We start from the raw sequence: 25688 nt of genomic DNA on the forward strand, positions 1-25688 counted from the left end.
GGGTTTGATGGCACTGTATTTCGTTCGGCGGGTTTGCTTCACTACTTCTCCTGGTCGAAAGTGGTGATGCATTCACCGCCTGAACCTACCGCCCGCTCGGTAACCTTCGCTGCCATCGTCGGTCTGTCGATGGGCGTCTCCGCCCCGGCTGCAATCGCTCAGGACACTGCCATCAACCAGGCTGCCGGCGACTCCCCGCTGGTGAACAAGAACGCCAAGGGCTCGCTCACCATTCACAAGTTCGGTAACCCGACCAGCGAAGGCCAGCCGTCTGGTACCGAAGCTGACGTCGAGGATGTTCGGAAAAACGGTGGCGAGAAGCTCGAAGGCGTTGGCTTCACCGTCTACAAGATCACCAGGACTGCAGATGGCAATACCCCTATCGATGTCACCACTAACGAGGGGCTGCTGGCTGCTTCGAAGCTGAAGGCTGGCGATTTTGCTACTGGTACCCAGGCGACTCAGGCTCTGATTGACAACGGTGTCCTGGAGAAGGTCGCAGAGGGAACGACCGATGGGGACGGCAAGTGGAACGTTTCCCAGAATCTTGACCTCGGTGCTTACCTGGTTGTTGAGACCGGTCCGAAGGAAGGCTATGACCCGGCTGTTCCGTTCATCGCCTTCGTTCCGATGACCAGCAATGGCAAGGTAGGCGACGAGACTCAGGGCACCACCTGGAACTACGACGTTCACGCATTCCCGAAGAACTACAAGGATGAAGAGCCGACCAAGACCGTCAAGGACAAGGACCAGAACGCTGGCGACGAAAACCTGGTCTACACCGTCACGGGTACCGCTCGCCAGCTGAAGCCGAACACGGAGCGTACCCAGTTCCAGATCACTGACGAGATTGACCCGAAGCTGGAAATCACCAAGGTTGACGTCAAGATTGTCAAGGGCGATGGTACGGAGCAGGTTCTGTCCGAAGGCAACGACAAGGACGGCAAGTTCTTCGAGGGCAACAAGGTCGATGTTGACCTGAATAAGGAAACTGCTAAGTCGCTTAGTGCCGGTGACAAGGTGGTCGTTACCATCACCACCAAGCTGAAGGCTGAATTCGCGAAGGACACCGACATCGCGCCGAACACCGGTTTGGTCTTCCAGAACAACCCGGACGGTTCCGAGAACAGCACTCCGAAGAAGACTCCAGAGGTCAAGACCTACTGGGGTGGCCTGCAGTTCAAGAAGGTCGATGGCGACCGCAACGGCCTGGATGGTGCCGAGTTCCAGATTGTCCGCCAGGCTGCTGGCCAGAAGTGCTCCGACATTGACACCACCAAGAAGGACTCCTGGACTCCGGTGAACGGTCAGCAGGGTGGCGAGGTGAAGACCACCTTCGTCTCTGGCCAGGACGGTATCGTCAAAATCACTGGTCTTCACGTCAACGACTTCGAAGACAACGCCGAGGTTGTCGAGGGCGAACAGTCCCACTACTGCCTGATTGAGACCAAGGCTCCGAAGGGCAAGGAGCTGCTGCCGGAGGCACTCGAGTTCAAGCTGGTTGCTACCTCGACTGACCCGGAGCGCGTCTACCAGCTGGCTTCCGTCCAGGTCGGCGCTAACCCAGGCGAGGTTGTTAACTCCGACGACACCACCCCGAACCTGCCGATGACCGGTGGTGCCGGTGTCGGCATCCTGGCTGCTATCGGTGCAGCTATCGTCGCAGCTGGTGCATGGTTCGCCCGCCGCGGTTCCAAGAACTAAACCCGAGTAAAGGCTCGGTCACTGGAGCGCTTTAGCTCCAGTGTTGAGGGAATAGCGTGCGTTCAACAGCGCACGCCATTCCTGTAGTTTGCGCATCACTGAAATTACTGTTGCGGCCTTTCGATGTGCTCTTTTTCAACAGCAGGCATCCTCATACCTGCGAGAAAGAGAAAGGCCACATCCCTTTTTGATTGACTTCTTGGGAGTTCCTCCGTGGGTAAACACTCTGCGTCTACTCTGACGCGGGACGCATCAGCTGAGCAGCCTGAACAGTCTGAGCAGGCGAAAAAGAACAGCATGGTTCTCCCCGCAATTCTGGTGATTGTGGGCTTGCTTGTGATGCTGTACCCGGTTGTCTCCACGGCATTGAACAACTACGGCACCTCTAAGGCGGCCAAGGAGTTCGCCAAGTTGGAAAAGTCCGTACCCCAAGAAGTTAAAGATGAACAGTGGGAACGCGCTCACGCTTACAACGAGCGCCAAACCACCGGCCCGATTCTGGACCCGTGGCTTAACGAAGTTAATGACCACAACCCCGAGTACGCCGCTTATCTCGATCAGCTAAACGCTACCGACGTGATGGCGCGTCTGATTTTCCCAGAGATTCAGGCCGACCTGCCGATTTACCACGGCACCAGCGATGAGGTGCTCGCCAAGGGGCTCGGACACCTATACGGATCCGATCTTCCAGTCGGCGGTGTTGGAACCCACTCCATCATTACCGGTCACACCGGACTTACTAACGTAACGCTCTTCGATAACCTGCGGAAAGCAAAAGAGGGAGACGCCTTCTATATCCAGGTCGCAGGCCACAAGCTGAAGTACGAGATTGATCAAATCAAGGTTGTACTTCCGCATGAGACCGATGATCTTCGGCCCGTCGAAGGCCAGGACTACATCACCCTCATCACTTGCACTCCTTACGGAATTAACACGCATCGTCTGCTAGTGCGTGGTCACCAAGTGCCGATGGATCCGTCGGAAAGCAATATCTTCGACCAAACGCACGGGACTGGATGGCAGTGGTGGATGTACGCCCTGCTCGTAGCGGTGTTTGTGCTTGGCACAGGCTTTGCGTGGTGGCTCTGGCGCCAGCGCCTCGACGCCGACGACTCTGACGACATCGACGACATCGCCGAAGAGCTTGACGACGACGCTGAGAATGCAGACGTCGAGACTGCTGATGGCGACGCAGACAGCGATGGACTCGCTGGCGGCAGCGAATCGGCATCCGAGGATAATAACAACACTTCGTGGTGGGAAAACGACAATGAATAAATATTTGACATCCACCTGGAACCGGATAGCTGCGTTCTTAGCTGCCTGCGCTCTGGTGTCAGTAATGGGTGCAGTTGGCGCGAATGACGCCAACGCGGCCAGAATTGTTGGGCATCAGGATGCCCCGGGCGTTTCAGCAACGAGCGGCACGGACATTGTGCGCATTACCTTGAGCCCAGGAAACCCGGACGATGATAATTCGCCGGCTTCGGGTTCTATTTCTGGTGTGACCGTCCATCTGGAGCGTCTCAAGGGAATCTCGCCGTCTAGCCCGCAGGACCGCGAGAAGGTTGAAAAAGCCACTGCCGCTGAGCTTGCTACGTGGCCGAAAGATCTCCACTTTAGCCAGGTCACTGATGAAAACGGCTCCGTGAAGTTCAGCGATTTGCCGCAGGGTATTTACCTCGTTACCTCGACAGCTCCGAACGACAGCTACCGGGAGATTAATCCCTTCCTAGTATCGGTGCCGTTCTATGGGCTGGATTATGACTCCACTCCTGTAGAGGGAGTCATTGTGGCGAAGTCGCATAAGCCGGGGGAGACGCCACCACCGTCGACACCTCCGACAACTCCGCCGAAGACCCCACCAACGACGCCGCCGGCAACACCGCCGAAGACTCCACCGACGACGCCGGGCACATCGACTCCGCCGAAGACCCCGCCAACGACGCCGACAACACCGGGTGAACCGGGAACCTCGACGACCCCGTCGACTACCTCCACGCCACCTGATGAGCCGGGGACCTCGACACCTTCGGACTCTTCTGGATCCTCGTCGAGCTCCGGAAGCAGCGGAAGTTCCGGCTCGCTGGCGCTTACCGGTGTACAGGTGGCAGGGCTGGTAGCTCTCGCCGCAGCCCTGATTGGTGGAGGATTCGTCATTATCGCCGCTAGCAGGAAGAACTCAGAAAGTAGGAAGAACTAATGTTTTCGACAACATTCCGCTTGCCGGATTCACTGCGAACTGTGCTTCGCATGTTCTTGGCTGCTTTGCTAGCGGTAGCTCTCGTTGTCAGCGGTCAGGCGTTTGCGCCCAACGCGCCGCAGGCGCAGGCGCAGACGGAGGTCATTCCGACGTCTCCGCCGAAGTATGAGTTTAAGAATATTGATGCTCGCCCCACTCCTGAATACGAGTTCACAATCGATAGGGATGCGACTATTGACAGCCTGCAATTCAACGTTGGTGGGAAAGGATGGATTCAGGGCTATAGTTTGAAAATCAATGGCAGGGCAATCGACCCGCAGATCACTCGTAACGATAGTGCTCGACAGGCGCCACTCGAATTCGTACATAAGGGGTTGAATCAAACGGTAAAGTTGGGCGACAAAGTCACGCTCAGCCTTCACTACACTACCCCGAAAGGAACTGGCGACGTGGCCATAACCCTTCGTGGTACTCCTGACGGCTCCACTGAGCCCACCGATCCAAGTGAGCCAACAGATCCGTCAACGGACCCGACGGAGCCTACCCAGCCGACAGATCCAACAGAGCCGACTGAGCCCACCGAGCCAGAGACCCCGGAACCGGAACCGGAACCAGGAGCGGTAACTCCTGCGGACCCAACTCTTGTCGACCCTGCAACTGCACCGGAGTGTGTGGAGAAGGCTTATATCAATATCCCGGACACCAAGGGAGTTGATTACTACCTCAACGCAAACAAGGCACCTGCCGGACCTCATGTCTATGAGCAGAACAAGCCAGGAACCGTAAAGGTCACTGCTGTAGCGCAGCCAGGTTTTAAGCTTGCTCCGAATGCGCGTACCGAGTGGACTTTCAATCTAAGCGGTGAAGTTAAAGACTGCTCAAATTCTGAAGACCCCAAGCCACCGGCTGTCGATGGGCGGCACTTTGATGCCATCGGTCACGAGTTTGCAGTGCAAGCTGACCCAGTAGATCCGAAGAAGCCCAATGCTTTTACGGCTAAGGTGACTGAGGAATCTCACATGAAGTACGCAACGGTGCGTATCGAAACTGACGCGACTTTCTTGGATCCGCAGAAGTACAACCTCACGCTGGACCAAATTGAACCAGGTGTGACTTTGCTGAAGCGCAACGTCAACATCGGCAATGGGTTCATCACTATGGATGTCGTACCGGTAAAGGACGGCAAGCCGGTTGACTCTGCTCTCGTGCCTAAAGATGCAGTGTTTACCTTCACCAATAATCTTTCACAGAACAAGAACCTGAAGGTGACGCTCGATGTGTACGGAGAGAAAAAGAGCACACCAAAACCACCGGAGATTATCTCTCCGCCGGATGGAGCTCAGTGGGTTCACGGACGTGTCGCTAATCCGCCGATGCCGCAGCGCTGTGGCCTGCGCATTGCTGTGGTGGCCGACCTGTCCACCTCACTGAATTACGCTGATTCAAATGGCTTTACCGAGTCGAAGCGGGCGGCAAATGCTTTGATTGATTCGCTGGCTGGAACCCCTGCAGAACTGGGTATCTACAACTTCGCGGGTGGAGCGCCACGTGCTGCAAACGGCTCAACCTATGGGCAGAACCCTCCTTACATCTCGTTGCAATCAGAACAAGGTGTAAACCGGGCAAAGAGCATTGTCGCTAATTGGCAAGGCGACGGCTCGACCAACTGGGAGGCAGGCCTCAAGCAGGTCGCGGCAGGAAACTATGACGTGGTGTACTTCATCACCGACGGTATGCCGACATATTCCTCGAAAGCGCCCGGATTAAAACTTGGTGGCGAATTTGTTCAAGAATCCGCCCTTAACCAGGCAATTGATGCAGCTAATGAGCTGAAAGCGGCCGGAACTCGCATCGTCCCGATTATGGTCGACCTGACTGTAGGTGGAAAGTATGCTCAGCGCACAACTGTTACTCAGGATCTCGTACTAAAGAATGTACGTTGGTGGAAGAGTGGCACAAGCATTTCAGAGCCCGGACTTTATTGGCAGTTCACGAATAAGTACGTAGATGCAGCAAGTTATGTGGGCGATGATACTACTGCTAACTTCGAGATTGCGTATAAGAATGGTGGTTTCAAGGTTTGGGAGCGAACCCCACAAGGCAGGAATATCGAGATTACGCGTGATCAATCCAAGTGGACCTATGGTCCGCGTGGGGTCAAGACCATGGGTGAGGATATTTCTGGCACCGGTGACACCATCCGAGTCGAGCAGTACTCCAAGCTCGCCGCGCAGATGAAGCAGATTGGTGAACAACTTGCTTCTCGCTGTAACGGAGTTGTGAAGGTCAAGAAGCGCATTGTCGATGAAAACGGCAAGGTTCTCGAAGACGGTGCCCCTGGCTGGGAATTTACCCTTGCCGCAAATGACAATGTCATCGGCACCGGGTCCGGTCCGCTGGTCCATCAGTCGATGAAGGTGACCTCCGGATCCGAATCCGACAAGGGTACTGCATCGTGGAACATTGAAAGCGAACGTGAGCAATCGCTGGTTCTCACCGAAACGCAGAAGCAGGGCTACACCCTGTTCCGTCGCGGTGACACGTTAGATTCCACCGGTGATTTCAACGCGGTGTGTACTCAAACCCGAGGCGGGAAGACCTCACCACTGAAGGTCGAAAACGTCGGCGAGTTCGGCTTCCGGGTGAAGATGTCGGAATCCAATAAGGTCCTATCTTCCATTTCCTGCGTGGTCGATAACTACGAAGCGCCGGACACCAAGCCAGGCAAGCTGACCTTGGAAAAGGCGGAATATGTCGATGGCGAGGGAGTCAAGGTTCTACCGGGACTTGGTGGTGCGACCTTCGATATCTACCCCTCGGCAGGTGGTCAGCCGGATTTCAGTGGAGGACCGGTCTACACCATCACCCCAGATCAGAAGTCAATTGAGATTAACGAAACTGGTACTTTCTACCTGGTAGAGACTAAGTCGCCGGCAGGGCTTAACCTGCTGCCTGAGCCAGTGGCGTTTGAAATCTCAATTGACCAGGAGACTAAGGAATACACCATCTCGGTGGTGGGTGGCAGTAGCCCGCTGATTAAGGCCGAAGGCTCCGGCGAACTCATGATCATGCAGGTGACCGACACCAAGACCGGCAAGCTGCCAAAGACCGGTGGAAACGGAGTCCTGCTCTGGACACTGTTCGGTGCGGTAATCGCAGCCTGTGGTTGGTTCTGGACTCGTCGCCAGCAGTCCTAATAACAAAAATGGGGTCTGTGCAGTTGCCTGCACAGACCCCATATGGCGGCAAAAAGAATTAGGCTCGCTTCCCACCTACTAGGAAGCCCTACATCACCAAAGCCCTCTTACCAGGGTGAGTTCGCGGTGATGTAAGAGCCAAGCTGTTGTCCGTTCCCATCGATGATGTTCCAGGTAGTCGATACAACCCCGACGGCGCCTTTTTCCGGTACCCATACTGGGCCACCGGAATCGCCGCGTTGAGCGTGCACATTTTGAACCTGTAGAGCACTGTCCTCGGTTTGGTATGCCTCTCGGTCAGCGGCTAAACCGCAGGTCACTTTCCCCGTAGTGTTTCCGTAAATGCAGACTGTCTCACCAGTTTGAACATCTGTCGGGGATATTATGGAGTCACCCGAATACGAATTCTCACCGGTAGTAGCGGGGTCATCAAGCGAAACAACTCCGATATCGTTTCCCGTATCTAGTGAATGGTCATAGGTGGGAGACGGTTGGAATACTCCAATTTTCTGGAAGGTCCCATCCGTCACTGTGTCTCCTTCTTGTCCACAATGACCTGCTGTGTAGATCTGAGAGTTGGTTTTGTCGACGTAGCCAGCTGTGCAGACACTGGCTTGTGGCCCATTAGCGTGAACGATAACAACTGGATCACCTTGGTTGATGGTGGCAGCGTAGGCCGGTAGTCCGGTTGTAGCCGTGATAACGGCAGTGACAGTGAAAATCCATGAAGGTCTATTCATGGGGAAATCTGCTCCTCAGTGAGTTGGTCGGTGGCGGCCCAAAAACTGGTTCTGGCGTTTCCAGGCCGCACATTGAAAAGCATTTCCTCTGGTTGATTTCCTAGAGGGCGAATACGAACGCGCATGGTAAGCGTCCAATCATCCTAAAGATGCCGAAAAACAAAGCTAATCTCGTCGAAAAAGATGGAACTTATGCGTGCCGGGCAGTTTATATACCCGTTTCGTATCGCGAATATAAGGAAATGTATAAAACTATCAGTTAAGGCAGAACCTACGCTCAACTGAGCAATCATGTGCGATAGTGCTCCAAAAATGGGGTGGCAAAAAGGGCAACGCCTATCGGGGGGGGGGGGCGGGTCTAAACAGCTGCACTAACCAGCAGCAGAGGTGCCGCTGGCACTGTCGCCGTCGTCAAGCGCGGCAACCAAATCGTGGCGCGCACGAGTTCCAATCAGGGGCGGTACTGATCCACCGTCGAAATATGGAATAGTGCCGCAAATTGCACCTTGTTATACAAAGTTGTTGGATTTGTTAGCATTCTGCAGGCAAGTGGGGGCCGCTCGTAACATCAGAACCGTGAATGGCAGGTAAAAACTGCCGTCACGCAGGAGTAATCCAAAAATACAAAAATACCCGGAAGGCTGTGGACAAAAACAAATCAAATCTGCGATCCGGTTTTCTAAGAATTTTTTATAACGAAAGCCGTACTAGACGGACTCTCGCACAGCCATGTGCCCAGCTCGCACTGCAGGTTGCCTGCGGCAGTTATAGCATCGGCGTTGTCCAGACATTTCGTCTACATCACTGAGAACAGGAACGGCATATCATGGCTGACAACGCAAAGAACACTGCTAAGAACACCCCGGCAACTCAGGCTGGCCCGGACTCCGCGAATAAGGGAACCGGCCACGGCCACACTTCTATCGACGACAGCGTCGTCTCCAAGATTGCAGGCATCGCTACCCGCGAGGTCTCCGGTGTTTACGACCTTGGTGGCGGCATGGATCGCTTCGCTGGCTCCGTCCGTGAGTTTGTCTCCGGCGGTAGCGCCAACGTATCCCAGGGAATTGCTGTTGAGGTCGGCGAGCGCCAGGCTGCTGTCGACGTCACCATCATTGCTGAGTACGGCGTTGCCATCCATGAGCTGGCTGAGGCTATCCGCCAGAACATCATTAGCTCCGTTGAGCGTATGACCGGACTCGAGGTCACTGAAGTCAATGTCGATGTTTCCGATGTTCACACCGACTACCAGACCCCGCAGGAGCGCGAAGAAGAGGCCGCTAAGCAGCGCGAAGAGCAGCGCAAGGCCATCGCGGCTGCTAACGAGTCCAAGGAGCAGCCACGCGTTCAGTAGTTAACAACTATTGCGCGTCGAAGCCGGGCAGGATGGGCAGGTAAGCCCGTAAAAAGGGGAATTTCATGTTCGATAATTACACAAAGACCTTCGCGACGATTGCCGTTGTCCTGTGCTTCGCCGCAATGATTGGTGGTTTTACGGGCTTTCTTGCGGTTATTGCCTTCGGAGGTCTGGCCGGTGCAGCCGGTGCGGTACTCGATGGCAAAATCGACGCGCCCGAGCTCAACCGTAAGTTCAACCGAGGAGGCCGCCGACGGTGACTATCCACGTTCCAGCAACGCGTGGCACCACCGTCGTAAGCGAAAAGGCAATCCGCCGCATCGTAGAGATGGCCGTGCGCGCGGTTCCCGGCACCCTCGACCAATCCCGTGTGCTAGGGCGCGACTATCCAATTGTCTCAATCGACAGTGAGATTGCCCCTAGTTCTGCCACTACAAACGTCGTTAGTGCAGTTCGAGTCGCAGTTCGCGCCGTTGCATCATGGCCGGCGCCGACAGCGGAAATTGCGGTGCGCATTCGTTCCAGCGTTGCCACCTGGCTCGCTGATATGGCCGGTCTTGAAAATGTCACCGTCGATGTTGACATCGACAGCGTCGAACCCGGGCACGTGCGTGTCACCCGACAGGACTTAGCGTACTTTTCAGATCACCCGCAGTTGACACCTGTCCGGGTGAACCAGCAGGTAGTGACCGCTCCGCAGGTGCGGCGGGTCCCAGAAGTGCAGTCCATCGCCGTGCCGACGCCGCAGCCAGTGCGCAGTATTTCAGTACCGCAGCCACAGTCAGTGCGTAGCATTCCATCGGTGACACCGCAGCCGGTACGCAGCATTACTCCGCCGCGTCCGGAACGAGTACGCAGTGTCCCAGCACCTGCTCCACAATCGGTGCGCTTCATCACGCCGCCGAAGCCACAACCAGCTGTGGCTATTAAGGCACCAAAGCCGCAACCGGCCCGTCGCATTGTTACGCCGCCGCCGCTGCCAGTGGTTCGCACCTCGGCACCGAAGCCGAAACAGGTGCGTCGCACACCAATTCCACGGCCCATACAGCTGCGAAAGGTCACAGCGCCAAAGCCGTCGTCCTTGGTACAGGTGAGCGTGCCCCGGCAGCCAAATCTGCGTCCAGTACGCGTGCCGTCGCCACGCACAATTAATGTCAAGGCGCCAAGACCAGCGCTACTGCGTCCGGTTAACGTGCCGCGTCCAACTCGGCTGAAACAAGTTCGCGCACCGCGAAAGGAGCAGCTGCGCCCGGTATCCGTGCCGCAACCACGCACCGTGGCGGTAAGCATTCCAGAGCCACGTCCACTGAAAAAGATTGAGGTGACACCCTATGACGCCGACTGAGACGGCTTCGGCCGCGATGGTCTCGGACGAGTCGGTCGAAACTCGCCAGGGACGTGACCCGCGTCAATCGCCAAAGGTCCGCGGGCTAGGAGTTTTCGCTGGTCTGTTGATAATCGCAGTGGCCGTAGTTGCAGGTAGAGAAGCAATTATCAGTGCCAATGGCTCGGGTGGCACCTCATGGTTACAGCCGGTATTCGACTGGTTCAGCAACCCACTGGACTCAGCCGCGTCGTGGGTGCTGCTTCTCGTCGGAATCCTAGCTGCAATCTATGGGCTGGGACAGCTCATCGCAGTGTTTCTTCCTGCCCCGCGTCGGTATGTACGCGTCGATGACGATGGCAACCTGCCAGTGTGGATGCACAAGTCTGACTACCAAGAACTCCACAATGGCACGGCACTTGCTTCCGGAGTTCGCGGCGAATACGAAGGTGATGACAAGTGAAAACATCAGTAAGCGTATTCGACCGAATTGTGCTGTTTCTTTTCTCAGCACTGCTACTGCTGGTAGCAACATGGGCAATTGCGAGCTACTTCGACGTCGCCCCCGCACAGTGGCTTCATGACTCCGGACGGATGGACTCCTGGGGAAAAATACCTGAGCAAAGCTGGTATGTTCCCGTCCTCGGTGTGGTCACAGCGGTTCTAGCGGTCGTCGGCTGTATCTTGGTGGTCGCTAATCTGCGCTCGCACCGGTTCAGCACCGTCGCCGCAGCGGAATCACAAGAAAAACTGGGAGAGATCTCGCTGCCGGTCGCCGACGTTGCCGATGCGGTGTGCACCGATCTAGAGCGCAACGCACACATTAATCAGGCGGATTCGCGGGTCTACCGCGATAATGGAATTCCTACCTTGGAAGTGACTGTGGCAATGTCGCCGCACGCGAGCCTCCCCGCTGTTGTAGCTGCCCTGAAAAACGCGGAGCGTGATATGCGGGATGCCATCGGGCATGCTGATATCGCCTCGACTTACAAAATCGAGCTGGACCGTTAGTCAGCTAGTCAGCTTCGCGGGGAGACAACCTAGATCGGCCAGCTGGGTGCGCTGGCCGGAGGGAGCTAAACAGCAGCAGAGTCGCCGGTGGCACTATCGCCGTCGTCAAGCGCGGCAACCAAATCCCGGCGCGCACGAGCGACACGGGAGCGAATGGTTCCCACACGACACCCTGCGATTTCCGCGGCCTCCGCGTAGGAGTACCCCAGCACCTGCGTCAGAATGAGTGCCTCGCGGCGTTCCTCCGGCAGCTGCTCCAGCAGCACGCGGGCATCAGCGAGCTCCGACCACGACTCGTCAGTCGTAAACTGCTCGGCAGCGTTTTCCACTTCCACCGCAGACTTCTTCGGCCGCGCCGAATCATGGCGAACCGAATCCACCCACACACGCCGGGCCAGCGACAATAGCCACGTGCGGGCAGAAGAACGCGCCGCAAAACGGGGGAGCGCCCCCATCACACGCAGATACGTCTCCTGCGTTAAATCATCCGCGGCATCGACGCCACCCAGGTGTGCGACCAGACGCCACACGTCCTTCTGGGTCAGCCGTACGAACTCCGTCAGCGCAGCCTGATCACCGCGACCGGCTTTCAGCGCCAGCTGCGTGATGTATTCGTCATTAGAGACGAGGCGTGCGGGAGTCATGGACATAGCTTAGCAACTTAAAACCTAAAGATAATTCGCCTGGCTGCACGTGGCCTCACCTGCAAAAAGCAGGCGGCGACGCAGCCAGGCGAACTAGGGGCTGAAGTGTTAGAAGCGGATGGCGTCGATGGGCTTGACGCGGACTGCGATGGTGGCCGGGATAATACCCGCCAGCGCGCCCACGAATGTCGCGACCAACACGCCGATTACCGCGGCCGTGACGGGGTAGGCCACGGCACCGGTCTCCAGCGGCAACGCCAGCATCTTATCCAGCGGCAGCTGCTTGACCGTGATGATCGAGGCAATCACGCCAACCACGCCCGCCACCGTCGTGGCGACAATCGACTCCAGGAACACAGAGATAAAAATCCGGCCTGCCGACGCGCCCATTGCGCGACGAATACCAATCTCACGGACACGGTGGCCGATGGTGACAATCGAGACTGTGAGCAGCCCCAACGCGCCAAGCGCGATCACGATGCCGCCGATAATGCCCAGCGCCGTAGTGATGGTGTTATTCATCTCCTGGGAAATCTCCGTGTCCTTCTCCGACAGGGAGGTATTCACCTTCCAGCTGGGGCCGAGCTCCGCCTGGAAAATATTGTGCAGCGCCTTCTGGTTTTCCTTCGCGGACTCCTCAGGCGTTGCGACGAGAAGTTGCGGCTCACCCACCGGCCCCTCGTAGCTGGCATTGAGGAAAGAATCGTAGTGCGTGACAATGCTCGGGGCGTCCCACGATCCGAGGGACTTATACACTCCCACCACGGTGAAAGTGGTGTTGCCGGTTTCCTTCAAGGTGAAGGTTGGATGGTCGGCTAGTGCTGGGTTTCCCAGGCTTTCGTAGAATTGGTCGTTGACCACCACGGGGTTCATCAAGCGCTGGCCATCGGCATCTTCAAGGCGACGTCCCTGCACGATGGTGCGGGCGTAGATATCGAACCAGCCCGGGTCAGCGGCGATCAGCTCGGGGGTGCCTGGCGAAAAACACTCGTAATCATCCGGTGCGCAGTCATCCATATTGTGCTCAGGTGTGGCTGGCTGCATGCGAACTCGCGACCACAAGTTGGCATGGGTGGTCTCTACCAGGCGATGCGTGGCAGCGGAAAAAGCGTCGTTGATGGACCCGTCCGGATTGATGACGCTCAAATCGTCCGGTCCGTTTCCGCCGACGCCCGCGCCGCCGAAGCTGCCGAAGCTATCGGCCATTGTGCCGGCGCTGCTGTCACCGAAGCCGCCATCGCCGAAGTCTCCACTATCCTCAGAACCGGAACTACCCGCTCCGGCAGTCAACGTGACCGTGCCGGCGATACCCGTGCTCTGCGCGGTTACCGCATCCTGAGAGCTGGTGAGAATATTGCCAAGCGCAATGACTGTGGTCATCGCCCACACTGCGGCGGCCACACTGACCAGCGACAGCATGATGCGGCCACGGTTAATGCGCAGCTCATGCCACGCTTCCAGCAGAGCGCCGAGATAAGGCGTTGCTGCATAGAGGAAGGAAGGCCGTGACTTCGATTCTGTTTCTTTATTCGTCGTCATCAGCAACCTCCTCGAAGCCGTGCATAGCGTTGGCGGCAGATAGCAGGACGGAGTCGGCGTGCAACTGACCGTCGCGAAGCTCAAGTGCCCGATCGCCGCGCTCGGCGACCTCTAAATCGTGCGTAATCACAATCAGCGCAGCATTGTTTTCCGTGGCGACTTCTTCGAGCAGATCCATGACGATCTTGCCGGTGTCGACGTCGAGCGCACCAGTGGGCTCATCGGCAAGAATGAGCTGCGGTTGGCGCACGAGCGCACGGGCAATCGCCACACGCTGCTGTTCACCACCGGAAAGCTGCGAGGGCGTGGCCTCTAGACGATCGCCCAGACCGACGCGCTCCAGCATCGCGGCGGCGAGCTCGGTGCGATTCCAGAACTTCTCGCCCCGGTCGTACATCAGCGGAACCTCAACGTTTTCCAGCGTGGTGCGGGAAGGGAAGAGGTTGAACTGCTGGAAGACAAATCCTAAATTATCGCCCCGGAGCGCAGCGCGTTTCCTATCCGACAAGGTGGAAATATCAGTGCCGTCGAACGTGTACGTGCCAGAATCCGGCAAATCGAGCATGCCAATGATGTTCAGCAGCGTTGACTTACCCGAACCGGACTGGCCGACAATGCTGAGGTGCTCACCGCGTGGCACTTCGAGGTCGATGCCTTTCAAAATAGGCAGCTCCTCGCCGTTGGGCAGCGTCACTGTTCGAGTGACTGCGGTCAAACTAAGCATGGCGCGGGCCTACTTTTCAGAGCCAGCGTCATCGCCGGACTCATCGAAGCCAGTGTCACTGCCATCACCAGCGCCGGTGCCGGTGTCAGTGCCGTCGCCGGTGCCGGTGCCAGCGCCGGCGGAATCGTCCTTGTAGGACGGCACGTACTCCAAGACCTGCTGGCCTTCCTTCAGGCCGCGCTTGATCTCAATGAAAGTGCCATCGTTGGCGCCCAGCTCAACCTTGATTTTGGTGGGCTTGCCGCCATCCTTAGCCGGAGCGTAGACGACACCTTCGCGGAAGCGTCCCTCCACGGCGGTCACCGGCAGCGCCGGAACCTCGGAGGTGGTGCCGCTGCCAAGAATCAGCGTGGCAGGAACACCTTCGTAGACGGTCTGATCTGCGGGAATATCGCAGCGTAGCTGTGGGCCGCCCGAGGAATTTCCAGCAGCGGCGGCACCCATGCCGGCGCCGTCTCCGGCACCAGCGCCAGCGCCTTGCGAGCCCGCGCCACTTCCCGTGACCGTCTTCACCGAATCACACAAAAACGGTGCCGGGCCATCGGTGATAGCGAGGCGGCCATTGTTAATCGAGTCTCCCAGCGTGTACAGCTGGCTCGGCTTGATAGGTGCTACGGCGTGGAAGCTATTCGGCGAAATGGTGCCAATTTCCTGGCCAATCTCGACCGTCTGGCCAATGACGATATCCCACTGCACAGTGCCAGAAGCCTTAGCGGTGATGTTGCCCCAAGTCACGGTAGTTTCGGGTGCGGCGGCTGCGGCGTTTTCTTCATCGGAATCCGCGCCGCCGGAGGTGCTGGCAGTCTCAGATACCGAGGTCTTCTTCACCTGGAGCAGGTTTTGCCCCTCTACGGCGTTGCCGCCGCTGTTGACATAGGCGTCAGTGATTTCACCGGAAGCGTTGGCGCGGATCACGGTGGGCTCGTCCGGGACGATGGTGGCAGACAGCTTCTGCGTGTTATTGATCCGCTGAGGGGATAGCTCCGTGGTGGGCTGGGAGAAATCACCGGTTGCTTGCGCATAGTCCTCGTCGTTAGCGGGGAAGAATGCGATCTTGAGAAGCGCAACGGTCGCCAGCAACGCCAGCGTGTACTTGAAGACTGTGAGCGCTTTTGCGCCCCTCCCTTGTTTTTTCATGTCTGCAGAAGTATCCGATCAGAATCCAAATTGACAGCGTGGTACGCGTGAAATCCTACCCTTAACCCCCGTGGGCAGTGGTAGTGCTGGCTATACCTTTTATTCAGTGCTGATAGGTATTGCATGAAAGCGCGGTAAGTGCTTTTCGACGGCCATCGCGTGTGGTTTTCGCGGAGGGAATTTTGCCCTTTTTAGGGCCGAGTGTTTGCGGCTGATACAGCGAACCTAATCGGACTAATAATTAAGGCCACATATCAATCGCGGGAGACTGATAGGAAAAATATGAAACTTCGTGTAGGGTGGAAAACGTCAGGGCATGTTGTGACTGTCATCTAGCCCCTGTCTTTAGGAGGAAATCCCCATGTCCAATCTCTATGAAGGTTCCAATGGTCCGACCACTCGCCTCAACGGTGCGCCGGTTCCTACAGAGCAGCACTCGCTAACCAATGGCCCACAGGGAGGTATTAACCTCCACGACATCCACCTGCTGGAAAAGCTCGCGCACTTCAACCGCGAGCGCATTCCGGAGCGCGTTGTTCACGCTAAGGGTGCAGGTGCTTTCGGTGAACTGACCATCACCGAGGATGTCTCCAAGTACACCAAGGCTGCAGTATTCCAGCCGAACACGGTCACGCCGATGCTGGCGCGATTCTCCACTGTCGCAGGTGAGCAGGGCTCCCCGGATGGCTGGCGTGACGTGCGCGGCTTTGCACTGAAGTTCTACACCGAAGAGGGCAACCTCGATATCGTGGGCAACAACACGCCAGTGTTCTTCATCCGCGATGGCATTAAGTTCCCGGACTTCATCCACTCTCAGAAGCGCCTGCCGGACACAGGTTTGCGCGACGCCAATATGCAGTGGGATTTCTGGACTGCCTCTCCGGAGTCCGCTCACCAGGTCACGTACTTGATGGGTGACCGTGGTATTCCGAAGGACTTCCGTCATATGGACGGCTTCGGTTCCCACACCTACCAGTGGATTAATGCTGAAGGTGAGCGTTTCTGGGTTAAGTACCACTTTAAGACTCGCCAGGGCTGGGACTTCCTGACGGATGATGAGGCCGCTGAGCTGGTAGGCGAAAACACCGACCACGCTCGCCAGGATCTCTTCGAGGCGATTGAGCGCGGCGACTACCCAACCTGGGATGTCAAGGTGCAGATTATGCCTTACGACGAGGCCGCCAGCTACAAGGTGAACCCGTTCGACCTGACCAAGACCTGGTCGCAGAAGGACTACCCGCTGATTCCGGTCGGTCACTTCACCCTGAACCGCAATCCGGGCAATTTCTTCGCCGAGATTGAGCAGGCCGCATTCGCGCCGTCGAATACCGTGCCGGGTGTTGGCTTCTCCCCGGATAAGATGCTGCTGGCTCGTGTGTTCTCCTACGCTGATGCGCACCGCTACCGTCTTGGTGTCAACCATGACCAGCTGCCGGTGAACCAGCCGCGCTGCCCAGTGAATTCCTTCTCGCAGGATGGCTATGGCACCTACCACTACGCGGACCCGAACCTGCCGGTTCATGGCTCCAACGCCGCCGGACGCGGCCCGGAGGCCGATACCGCGGCTGAGGCCAAGGCCGCTGGCTGCCCAGTGCACTCCGGTCACGCGGGGCAGGTTGACGCTGGCACCTTTGGCCAGTGGGAAAGCGTGGGCGAAGAGTTCTACGCCGGCGCCTACGTGCAGCACCCTGAGGATGATGACTTCTCGCAGGCAGGCGACCTTGTTCGCAACGTGATGGACGATGCCGAGCGCGATCGCTTGGCAGACAACATCGTCGGTGCCATGCAGGGCGTTTCCCCAGAGGTGGAGCAGCGTGTCTACCAGTACTGGACCAACGTTGATTCCTGGCTCGGTGCTGAGGTGGAAAAGCGCTTCAAGGCAACGAAGTAAGTACAAAAAGCGTTAGCCCTGCAGGTGGTTTGACCATCTGCAGGGCTAACGCTTATTTAAAACTTCTGTCTGTGCATGACAGCCACGGGCTTGGTGGTTGCCTGCACGCCGACCCGGTTTGGGGCGGCTAAGGAACAACCCTAAGTGTGAGCTGTTTTAGACCCCGATGCCCGGCAGGCTCGGGGAGCCGTTGAAAAGCGACTTCGGAGCAGCTGCAGCCTCGTCAGCCTCTTCGGCGGACTCGGCAGCTTCTTCGCCCTTTGCGAGTGACTCGTCGGCGCTGTCAGCCTCGACACCGCTGACGTGAGTGGAGTTGTCATTCGTGGTGGACTGGTCGTTCGTGATGTTGATGTCCATGAAGTCGCGGCCGAACGGAGCGTTCCAGTCACCGGTTTCCAGGAGGGTCAGATCACCATCGATGGTCGGGTTAATCTCGAAGGTGACGTTGACGGTCGGGCCGGAAGGCATTGCTTCCAGAACCTCAACGATAGGAGTGACGTCCATTTTTGGTGTTCCTTTTAGACAGTAACGAAATGAAGAATATCGGTTTTAACTGAACAATAAACCGCAGTCTTTATTAGAGACTGGCGGTTTATTGTGTCAAGGATTGGCGGAGCTATTGTCCTGCCGTGCAGCCCGGGAGCTTACTTGCCGATGCCAGAAATGGTCGGGTTCAGGAAGTCGAAGTCCTTGGACTGGTCGACCTCAGTGTGCGGGTTCAGGAAGTCGGAAACCTCCTTGTCGTGGGAGTCGTGGGTGGAGTAGTCGTCGTTGGAGGTGATGTCCAGGAAGTCGTTACCGAACGGCAAGTTCAGGTCGCCACCAACGTTGGCGAAGTTGACGTCGTTGCCAGCCAGCTGCTCGAAAGCCGGCAGCGGGCTCTCGACGGTGACTGCCGGAAGAGCTTCGAGGATGGTTGCGATATCTTCTGCGGAGCAGGACATGAGAAAATCCTTAGGTTCTCGGGGGTAAAGATTTTGAGTCGCTCTTGGCTGACTCACAGAAATTAAGTTAACCGATGGGGCAAGGGGCTGCAATGAAAAAATAAGTGCCTCGGTCCGCTTCCGGTCGGTTGTGTCCCCTGAAGCTCGCTCAAATTCGTCTAAAAATATTGGAAAGAGGGCGGTTTTGAGTCGATCGGGACGACCCCGGCCTCTGCCTGAATATCGGATGACAAAAGTGTTGTTTTCCTAATCTTTACCGGGATTGCATTGATTGTTTTGTTCTTGGTGTCACAAAGGTGCAGGCAAACGGCGAATTCAACAAAAATGATAACCAAGGGTTCCCTAACTAAGGGAAACCAAAGTTTAGTTAACGGAAAAAACTGCCACTCAATTTAGGGGCATAAACGGGATTAACGAGCGACCCATATCCCATGAGAGGTACATCACATTGCGGGAGGCCAAAAGTGTGGGGAAACATACCCCCTTTTGGGTAGGGTGGGTGGCCCAAAGGGGGTCTTGGAGAGCACTGAGAGGCTGCTCTGAAACCCGCCGGAAGCGGCGTATGCGGGACGCTTCCCGTGCCGCTAGCTACCGCTCCGGCACGTAGTCCTCCGCGGAGCCATCACGGGCACCCAGCACCGCGCGTCCAAGTACCTCGGAGGCGACAGTAGCGACGACCAGGACAGCAACAATGGCCAGAATGGCGGTGAGGGTTTTGCCCCACGTCAGATCGCCCTGGTCGGCCTCTAGGACCAAGTTGGCAATCACCAGTGCGGGGATGCCCACCATGATTCCAGCTGAAAGCTGGTTCAACCGGCTCAGGGCATCTTTAGAGCGCCACATGGCCACGCCCGCCAGGAGCAGGTACAAAGATCCGCCAATGACCAGCACGGCAAACAATATAGTTACAAGAATTGAAGCGATACTCATATTGCGATTCGTCCTTAATCGGTCTTAGCGGCGGCCACGGGAAATAACTCGGGCCAGGCCCACGGTCGACAAAATGCCAAGCAGACCCGCCAGCATTGCAATATCGAAAGTGATGGCCGTAGTCCGCAGCATGGCAGTTGTGAGGAACACTCCCACCATGGGGTAGAAGGCAGCGTCGGAAAGCACTGCGCGTGAGACATTGCCCTTGACTCGGAAGATCAGCACCACGCCCACAAGCAGCGCCACTGAACATAGAGCAATGCCAATGCCGCTAATTACCTGTACTGCGGTGGGATCGATCAATGTGTCATTCATGAGCGTGCTCCTTTGTCTTCGCCTTTGGAGGCAATGCCATCCGGCAGCGGCAGACCATGGTCGACCTCAGCGGCAACGCCGACGACGGCATCCGGGTCAATGAACTTGTCCGCGTTGTACTCCTCGAAGACGAACGCCTTCGGGCGGGGGACATCGCGGAGGCTGGGAACGAGGTGCTCCTCCATGTCGTAGAGGGAGTCGTACAGCGCGTCCAGGTCGGCACCGAAGATTGCGTGGATGATGAACAACCGCCCCACATCGGTCTCACGGACACCGCAGACCAGCGTGCCAGGAGTCATGGTGATGGACTCGGCAAAGAGAGTGACCTCAAGGTCAGACGTCACACGCAGCGGCAGCCCAATGAGCACCGGCTGCTGCTTCTGGTGCGGGCGCAGCGTATCGCGCACTACGTCCGTCGCAGCCACAATAACCTGCCAGACCAGCCAGAGGGAATAGCGGATAACATGCAGGAACTTCATCAGTAAATACCTCCGATGGCGTTTTCGACCCCGCCGAGAGTGGCCTCGCGGTAGCCATCAATATTCAGCAGCGCATCAGCCGCACCGGTGGTCGCCCAAGTGACGGCGCCGACTGCGACAAACATTGCCACAGAAATAATTGCCAGCATGGCGGACGGCGCAACCAGCGCGCCCGGAACGCGAACGGAATCATCCACGCCCTGCATGGGGCGGCCCCAGAAGACCGCGCGCCACAGCCGAATCATGGCCAGCAGCGAGCCCAGCGAGGCCACGATGATTGCGGTGATTGCAATAATCGAACGGGCATCGCCAGTAGCAGCAGAGGCGAAGACAATGCCCACCTTGCCCCACACACCGGAAAATGGCGGGAAGCCAACAATGGAGAAGCTCATCGCTGCCATCACCCAAGCGACTGCTTGGTCGCGGCGGGCAAGCCCAGAAAGCCTGGAGAGCGTACCCGTACCGTAGGTCTCTTCCACCGCACCGGAGCCCAGAATGAGGGCACCGACAGTCACCATGTGGTGGATCGCGTAGAAAATACCCGCAGCCAGTGCCGCCTTGGCGCCGCCGCCGTCGTTAGCATCCGTGAACGCCAGCACAATCAGAATGAACGGCATACCCGTGACCATCTGGTAGGCCAGCACCTCACGCATGGTGTTCTCCGCGAGACCAGCAAACGCGCCGACCAGCATCGAGATCGCCATGATGATAATAATCGGCCAGTGCCAGGAGGGATTCATGCCCACAATCACGACGTAAATGCGGAAGAGCATGTACACCGCAACCTTCGTATGCACCGCAGAGAACAGTGCCATCACCGCAGGGCTTGTCGACGGGTACGTCCTCGGCAGCCATGTGTGCGCCGGAACCAAACCAGCCTTCACGCACAGCGCAATGATGACAATGCCCAGTGCGACCACACCCGTGCCGCCGGGGCCGCCCTCGCTGGCCATGTCGGCCAGCATTGCGATGTTCACATTGCCCGCCGAGCCGTAAATCAGCGCGACACCAATCAGCAGCACCGTGGAGGTCAAGAGGTTGACCAGCACGAAGCTACGACCAGCAGCCAGGCGGTGCCAGGTACCGGTGACCGCAATTAGGCCGTAGGAGGGAAGCAGCATGACCTCCATGAACACGAAGAAGTTGAACAAATCGGCAGTCAGGAAAGCACCCGACATACCGGACAACATCATCAGCGTCAGGGAGGGGAAGAACCGCGAAGTGTTTTCGCCCGCGACGTGGGCGAACCAGTTACCGATGGCAACCACAGCCGCGGCCACACCCAGCATCAGCATGGAGAACGTGTCCGCCAAGAAAGGAATCGAGATACCACCGGGGAACGCGCCCACACCGTGGCCGACCGGGCCGTTGTCAGCGACGTAGAACATCACCCAAAACGCAGCCAGCGACGATAGTGCCGGAACGGCGATGCCCATCGTCGCACGCATCCACAGCTTCGGCAGGATGGCTGCGACCGCCGACAGAATCAGCGGCAGTGCCGCAAACAGCGGCAGTAGCGAAGACAGAGTTGAAGGAGACATTGCAGAGGTCATTGCAGAGGCTTCTACCATTTCTCGTCACCGCCGAATGGGGTCTCGCGCGGGAACTTATTCGGAGCCGGAGAGACCCCTGGGGTGCCGGTGACTGTGGAGTCCGAGTCAGCCGGAATGTGCTTACCTGTACGACGGCCAGCGGTCGACAGCTGTCGCATGGCCTCGCGGTCCTCATGGATACGAGTGTCGTCATCGCGGCCCAAACCAGACAGTGCCAGCATGAACGCGGTGACGGCCATGGTAATCACGATGGCCGTCAGCACGAATGCCTGCGGCAACGGGTCAGCCATCTGCTCGGCAGCGCCAGCGCCCGCAGTGGCTTCGTTGCCCAGCAGCGGCTCGCCGCGCCAGGCGCCGACACCCGTGGACAAGATAATCAGGTTAGCGGCATGGGAAATCAGAGTCATACCGATAATGGTGCGCAGCATGCCGCGCTGTAGCACCAGGTACGTGCCACCGCCAGCGAGGACGGCAGCCATGATGGCGATAATCACTTCTTGGCCTCCTCAACGGTGGCATGAGCTGGGGCGGGAGCACTTTCCGCTTCTGAGGCGAACACGCCCATCTCCGGCGGCACCCGCAAGCTAGAGCGGTCTGAGTAGAGATCCTGCATCACATCGTCCGACCCGGTCACCCCAGGACGGTTCGGGCCGCCCAGGAGATTCAGTGCAGTCGCCACAATGCCGATGACGGCCAGGTACACGCCGACGTCGAAAAGCAATGCCGTGGTGAGGTGCTGGCCCAGGAACTCGCCGTACAGCGGTGCCAAGAACGACCCCTTGGCGAATCCGATGAAGCCCGTGACGATTGCTGTTATGACACCCGCAGCGCTGAGCGCCACCGGGGTCTTCTTGCCGAAGACCAGCTCGTCGCGGTCCTTGGACAGGTAAACCAGCATCACGGCGGCGGCACCAATCAGCGCCGCGTTGAAGCCGCCACCCGGGGCGGTACCGCCGCGGTAGAGAACCACGGCAGACAGGGCGAACAGAACCGGCGACAGCCAGCGGACCAGCCAGCGCATCATGATGGAGTTCAGAGCGGGCTCCGCAAGCGGGGAGGGCTGATCGAGCAGGTGCGGGAAGCGAGGCATCGACGTGACAACCGCTGCCATCGCGACGCCCGCCATACCGAGAACCGCCAGCTCACCCATGGTATCGAAAGCACGGAACTCAACCAGGATCACGTTGACAATATTGGTTTCGCCCGTGACCTTCTCAGTGTTGTCGATGTACCACTGCGCAACCTCAGGCAACTGACGACGGCCAGTGAGGAACCACACCGCGCCGAACGTAGCCAAGCCCACGGCAACTGCCACGACCGCGGCGGAAGCCTGGCGGTTCTTTGAGGTCTCAGAGAACGCGCGAGGCTGGAAGCGCAGCACCAGCATCATCAGCACGACAGTCAGGATTTCCACCATGAACTGCGTCAATGCCACATCTGGTGCGCCCAGCAGGAGAATCTGCAACGTGACACCAACACCGGTGACGCTGAGCAGCACAGCCGCCTGTAGACGGTTCTTTGCCCGAAGCGTGGCCCACACACCAATCAGGACAACGACCAGCGGAATCAGATCGGTCAGGTGATCGATGCCGTCGATCTTCGGCAGCACAGGAGCGCCACCGACACCCGGAGCGATTGCAATGGCCAGGGCGTACACCGCGAGCAAACCAAGCAGCGGCAACAGGTGTCGCGACGGCTGATGCGAACGCGCCACCTTCGCCAGCGCGCGACCCACACGCTGCGAGACGCTCAACGACGCATTGATTGCCTCCACGCCAGTGAACGGGAAGAGCTTGCGGTCGGCCATAACGTCGTTGACGCGGGCACGAGTGAAGATGAAGCCCACGCCGACAGCCAGCACAATCACAGAGATAATCAGCGGCACATTCACGCCGTGCCACAGGCTCAAGTGCGATTCCTGAGTCGTGCCAGCCGGAAGCTGACCGACCGTATCCGCCACGCGGTCCAGCGGACGGTTCAAAATAGCGCCGGCAGCGAAGGCCGCAGGCAGGCTCAGCAGGCCAGGGATAGCGGCCGGCAGCCACAGCGAAATTGGAGCCTCAGTGATGTGGTCAACATTGCGCGGACCATCCACAAACGCACCGAACACCAAACGTGCCGAGTACGCGAAAGTACCAATCGCACCAATCGCCGCCACCGTCAGCAGAATGACGACACCGGTGTTGCTGAGCGGCGCACCTTCGAATGCGGTCAGCATGCCTTCCTTCGACATGAAGCCGAAGAACGGCGGAATTGCCGCCATCGATGCCGCACCGAAAATCATCGAGCCAAAGCTCCACGGCATCTGCTTCCACAGCGGACCGAGGCGACGAATATCGCGCGTGCCCGCCTGATGATCAACCACACCAGCCATCATGAACAGCGAAGACTTAAACATCGCGTGCGCAATGGTGTGCACAACCGCAGCCATAATGGCGAACTTCGTGCCCACACCAATCGTGGCAACAATCCAACCCAACTGCGAGACCGTCGAGTACGCAATCAGCTTCTTCAGGTCAGTCTGCTGCAGCGCAAAGTAGGCCGTGGCAACAGCCGTCCACATACCCATGACGATCAGCAGCAACTGCCACACGCGCACGTCCGCGAAAACCGTGGAAAAACGCATCAGCAGGTAAACGCCCGCCTTGACGACGGCCGCAGCGTGCAAGAAAGCCGAGACGGGAGTTGCCGCCGCCATGGCCTCTGGAAGCCAGGCGTGGAAGGGGAACTGAGCTGCCTTCGTGAAAGCGCCCAGGGCCACCAGCGCGGCAATGAGGCTGCGCGCTGCCGGGTTGGCCTCCCACTCAGGCGAAGCCAAAACCTCGGTGAGGTTCGTGGAACCGGTTAGCCACACAGCACCGCCGAGGGCGGCCAGAAGCAGCAAGCCACCGGTAAAGGTCAGCAGGAGTGTGCGCAACGAGCCCAGCTCGCCCGACGAGCCCGACCTTGCAATGAGCAGGAACGACGCCATCGAGACCAGCTCCCACCCGATGAAGAGGAGCATGATGTCGTCGGCAAGCACGAGGAGCAAAACCGCCAGCATGAACGCCGTCATCAGGACGTAGAAGCTCATCGCGGATTTCTTCGGTGGCAAATACGCGGTGGAGTAGATGAAGACTATCGAGCCCACCAACAGCGCCAAGAAACTGAACACCATGGAGAGGGGATCGAGCTTCAGCGCAAACGCCGCGTTCAGTTCCGGGGACCAGACGCGGGACCAGGTGAAGGTGGTGCCGTCGAGAATATCGCCCGTTACACGCGAAAGCTGGACCACCGACGCGAGAAAAAACGCGACGATGGGCCAGCCTGCGTGACGACCAAGGAGCTTCACAAACAGCGGGGTCAGCGCCAGGGCAACCGCGACCAACAGCGGGACCGAAAGGAGGGTCAGGCTGTTGGCGGAGGTTTGGGCAGCTTGGACTGTTTGAGCTGCTTGGGTGGCTTGGACTGCTTGAGCTGCGAGCGTTGTTGCGTGCTCGGCGGAGCTGCTTGCTTGGGCGGTAATCGTTGCCGGGGCAGAAAGAACGGAATCTAAAGAATTCAATGTTGCCGATACGCCGCCGGACGCAAACTCAGAAGCCAATGTCTGGTCTGGTGGTGCGGTCGCCGACGGCGGACTGGCTGTAAAGGAGCTGGCTGATGCCAGAGCTGCTGCCAGGTGCGTCACTTGGGGGCTACTTTCACATTGCTGTTAAAAAGGTTCGTACTTCTACAGACTAACAGCCACGAAATTGCTCCACGCGGGGTGAAAGGGGCATTTGGGGGAGCGGGGAAAGGCTCTGTGAATCCAGTAGTGAAAATACATAGGAACGAGTGATGAACGGGGCGTCGGTGGGAGTTACTGACTGCGTTTATGTCTGGTGACGTTGGATTGATCCGAGTTACTGACTAGGTTTATGACAAAAATGGCCGGTAGGGTCAGGCGGTCATTGCATCATGGATAACACCAGAGATTACCTCCCGGGGAGTTAACCCGTCGAGCACTACCCGTGGCCG

Annotated in this window: 23 protein-coding genes; 10 read left to right on the forward strand and 13 right to left on the reverse strand. The window is 57.9% G+C overall.

The window, feature by feature from the left end:
• Nucleotides 1–66 precede the first annotated feature (66 nt).
• The 4 genes from AB1Z34_RS10330 (at nucleotide 67) to AB1Z34_RS10345 (ending at nucleotide 7104) form a co-directional block, all read left to right on the forward strand.
• The gene (locus AB1Z34_RS10330) at nucleotides 67–1704 is read left to right on the forward strand and encodes a SpaH/EbpB family LPXTG-anchored major pilin (RefSeq protein ID WP_367158323.1); all 1638 of its coding nucleotides are present in this window, start codon (nucleotides 67–69) and stop codon (nucleotides 1702–1704) included.
• 237 nt (nucleotides 1705–1941) lie between these two features.
• The gene (locus AB1Z34_RS10335) at nucleotides 1942–2982 is read left to right on the forward strand and encodes a class C sortase (RefSeq protein ID WP_367158324.1); all 1041 of its coding nucleotides are present in this window, start codon (nucleotides 1942–1944) and stop codon (nucleotides 2980–2982) included.
• Nucleotides 2975–3907 (forward strand): prealbumin-like fold domain-containing protein, encoded by a 933-nt coding sequence (locus AB1Z34_RS10340; RefSeq protein WP_187401383.1) that lies wholly within the window; start codon nucleotides 2975–2977, stop codon nucleotides 3905–3907. Before AB1Z34_RS10335 ends, AB1Z34_RS10340 begins: the two co-directional genes overlap by 8 nt.
• Nucleotides 3907–7104 (forward strand): SpaA isopeptide-forming pilin-related protein, encoded by a 3198-nt coding sequence (locus tag AB1Z34_RS10345; protein WP_154844223.1) that lies wholly within the window; start codon nucleotides 3907–3909, stop codon nucleotides 7102–7104. Before AB1Z34_RS10340 ends, AB1Z34_RS10345 begins: the two co-directional genes overlap by 1 nt.
• 107 nt (nucleotides 7105–7211) lie before the next feature.
• Here the strand turns inward: AB1Z34_RS10345 and AB1Z34_RS10350 are convergent, their stop codons facing one another.
• A complete protein-coding gene (locus AB1Z34_RS10350; RefSeq protein ID WP_367158316.1) occupies nucleotides 7212–7844 on the reverse strand; it encodes a trypsin-like serine protease in 633 nt (210 codons plus the stop codon).
• Between the two features lie 826 nt (nucleotides 7845–8670).
• Between AB1Z34_RS10350 and AB1Z34_RS10355 the strand changes: the two genes are divergently transcribed.
• From AB1Z34_RS10355 to AB1Z34_RS10375, 5 genes are all read left to right on the forward strand, one after another.
• Nucleotides 8671–9198 carry an Asp23/Gls24 family envelope stress response protein gene (locus AB1Z34_RS10355; RefSeq protein WP_070652813.1) on the forward strand — a complete coding sequence of 176 codons (528 nt, stop codon included), beginning with the start codon at nucleotides 8671–8673 and terminating at the stop codon, nucleotides 9196–9198.
• A 65-nt stretch (nucleotides 9199–9263) separates the two neighbouring features.
• Entirely contained in the window at nucleotides 9264–9461 is a 198-nt protein-coding gene (locus tag AB1Z34_RS10360; RefSeq protein WP_005511694.1) for a hypothetical protein, read from the forward strand.
• Nucleotides 9458–10546 (forward strand): Asp23/Gls24 family envelope stress response protein, encoded by a 1089-nt coding sequence (locus AB1Z34_RS10365; protein WP_070652814.1) that lies wholly within the window; start codon nucleotides 9458–9460, stop codon nucleotides 10544–10546. Before AB1Z34_RS10360 ends, AB1Z34_RS10365 begins: the two co-directional genes overlap by 4 nt.
• Nucleotides 10533–10988 (forward strand): hypothetical protein, encoded by a 456-nt coding sequence (locus AB1Z34_RS10370; RefSeq protein ID WP_049181727.1) that lies wholly within the window; start codon nucleotides 10533–10535, stop codon nucleotides 10986–10988. Before AB1Z34_RS10365 ends, AB1Z34_RS10370 begins: the two co-directional genes overlap by 14 nt.
• On the forward strand, nucleotides 10985–11536 hold the full coding sequence (locus AB1Z34_RS10375) for an alkaline shock response membrane anchor protein AmaP (RefSeq protein ID WP_016421906.1): 552 nt from the start codon (nucleotides 10985–10987) through the stop codon (nucleotides 11534–11536). The genes AB1Z34_RS10370 and AB1Z34_RS10375 overlap by 4 nt, the downstream gene beginning before the upstream one ends.
• A 65-nt stretch (nucleotides 11537–11601) precedes the next feature.
• Here AB1Z34_RS10375 and AB1Z34_RS10380 read toward each other — a convergent pair whose 3' ends face one another.
• The 4 genes from AB1Z34_RS10380 to AB1Z34_RS10395 all read right to left on the reverse strand — a co-directional run bounded on the left by AB1Z34_RS10380 (nucleotide 11602) and on the right by AB1Z34_RS10395 (nucleotide 15580).
• Nucleotides 11602–12186: an RNA polymerase sigma factor gene (locus tag AB1Z34_RS10380; protein WP_187401382.1), complete on the reverse strand. Its 585-nt coding sequence runs from the start codon at nucleotides 12184–12186 to the stop codon at nucleotides 11602–11604.
• Between the two features lie 102 nt (nucleotides 12187–12288).
• Nucleotides 12289–13719 carry an ABC transporter permease gene (locus AB1Z34_RS10385; RefSeq protein ID WP_367158317.1) on the reverse strand — a complete coding sequence of 477 codons (1431 nt, stop codon included), beginning with the start codon at nucleotides 13717–13719 and terminating at the stop codon, nucleotides 12289–12291.
• Complete coding sequence (locus AB1Z34_RS10390; RefSeq protein WP_038627399.1) at nucleotides 13706–14443, reverse strand: ABC transporter ATP-binding protein; 738 nt, start codon at nucleotides 14441–14443, stop codon at nucleotides 13706–13708. Before AB1Z34_RS10390 ends, AB1Z34_RS10385 begins: the two co-directional genes overlap by 14 nt.
• Before the next feature lie 9 nt (nucleotides 14444–14452).
• On the reverse strand, nucleotides 14453–15580 hold the full coding sequence (locus tag AB1Z34_RS10395; RefSeq protein ID WP_367158318.1) for a hypothetical protein: 1128 nt from the start codon (nucleotides 15578–15580) through the stop codon (nucleotides 14453–14455).
• A gap of 361 nt (nucleotides 15581–15941) precedes the next feature.
• Here AB1Z34_RS10395 and AB1Z34_RS10400 point away from each other — a divergent pair, with 361 nt between their 5' ends.
• A complete protein-coding gene (locus AB1Z34_RS10400) occupies nucleotides 15942–17471 on the forward strand; it encodes a catalase (protein ID WP_367158319.1) in 1530 nt (509 codons plus the stop codon).
• A gap of 156 nt (nucleotides 17472–17627) precedes the next feature.
• Here AB1Z34_RS10400 and AB1Z34_RS10405 read toward each other — a convergent pair whose 3' ends face one another.
• The 8 genes from AB1Z34_RS10405 to AB1Z34_RS10440 form a co-directional block, all read right to left on the reverse strand.
• On the reverse strand, nucleotides 17628–17975 hold the full coding sequence (locus AB1Z34_RS10405; RefSeq protein WP_154844218.1) for a hypothetical protein: 348 nt from the start codon (nucleotides 17973–17975) through the stop codon (nucleotides 17628–17630).
• 140 nt (nucleotides 17976–18115) lie between these two features.
• Entirely contained in the window at nucleotides 18116–18415 is a 300-nt protein-coding gene (locus tag AB1Z34_RS10410) for a hypothetical protein (RefSeq protein WP_367158320.1), read from the reverse strand.
• Between the two features lie 588 nt (nucleotides 18416–19003).
• Nucleotides 19004–19345 carry a monovalent cation/H(+) antiporter subunit G gene (locus tag AB1Z34_RS10415; protein WP_016421914.1) on the reverse strand — a complete coding sequence of 114 codons (342 nt, stop codon included), beginning with the start codon at nucleotides 19343–19345 and terminating at the stop codon, nucleotides 19004–19006.
• Between the two features lie 24 nt (nucleotides 19346–19369).
• Nucleotides 19370–19660: a monovalent cation/H+ antiporter complex subunit F gene (locus AB1Z34_RS10420; RefSeq protein WP_005511667.1), complete on the reverse strand. Its 291-nt coding sequence runs from the start codon at nucleotides 19658–19660 to the stop codon at nucleotides 19370–19372.
• The gene (locus AB1Z34_RS10425) at nucleotides 19657–20139 is read right to left on the reverse strand and encodes a Na+/H+ antiporter subunit E (RefSeq protein WP_070856821.1); all 483 of its coding nucleotides are present in this window, start codon (nucleotides 20137–20139) and stop codon (nucleotides 19657–19659) included. Before AB1Z34_RS10425 ends, AB1Z34_RS10420 begins: the two co-directional genes overlap by 4 nt.
• The gene (locus tag AB1Z34_RS10430; protein ID WP_367158321.1) at nucleotides 20139–21680 is read right to left on the reverse strand and encodes a monovalent cation/H+ antiporter subunit D family protein; all 1542 of its coding nucleotides are present in this window, start codon (nucleotides 21678–21680) and stop codon (nucleotides 20139–20141) included. Before AB1Z34_RS10430 ends, AB1Z34_RS10425 begins: the two co-directional genes overlap by 1 nt.
• A gap of 23 nt (nucleotides 21681–21703) precedes the next feature.
• The gene (locus tag AB1Z34_RS10435; RefSeq protein ID WP_049190869.1) at nucleotides 21704–22186 is read right to left on the reverse strand and encodes a sodium:proton antiporter; all 483 of its coding nucleotides are present in this window, start codon (nucleotides 22184–22186) and stop codon (nucleotides 21704–21706) included.
• The gene (locus tag AB1Z34_RS10440; protein WP_367158322.1) at nucleotides 22183–25359 is read right to left on the reverse strand and encodes a DUF4040 family protein; all 3177 of its coding nucleotides are present in this window, start codon (nucleotides 25357–25359) and stop codon (nucleotides 22183–22185) included. The genes AB1Z34_RS10435 and AB1Z34_RS10440 overlap by 4 nt, the downstream gene beginning before the upstream one ends.
• Nucleotides 25360–25688 lie beyond the last annotated feature (329 nt).

The sequence above is a fragment of the Corynebacterium sp. 045007 genome (assembly GCF_040743205.1).
Classification (GTDB): domain Bacteria; phylum Actinomycetota; class Actinomycetes; order Mycobacteriales; family Mycobacteriaceae; genus Corynebacterium; species Corynebacterium jeikeium_D.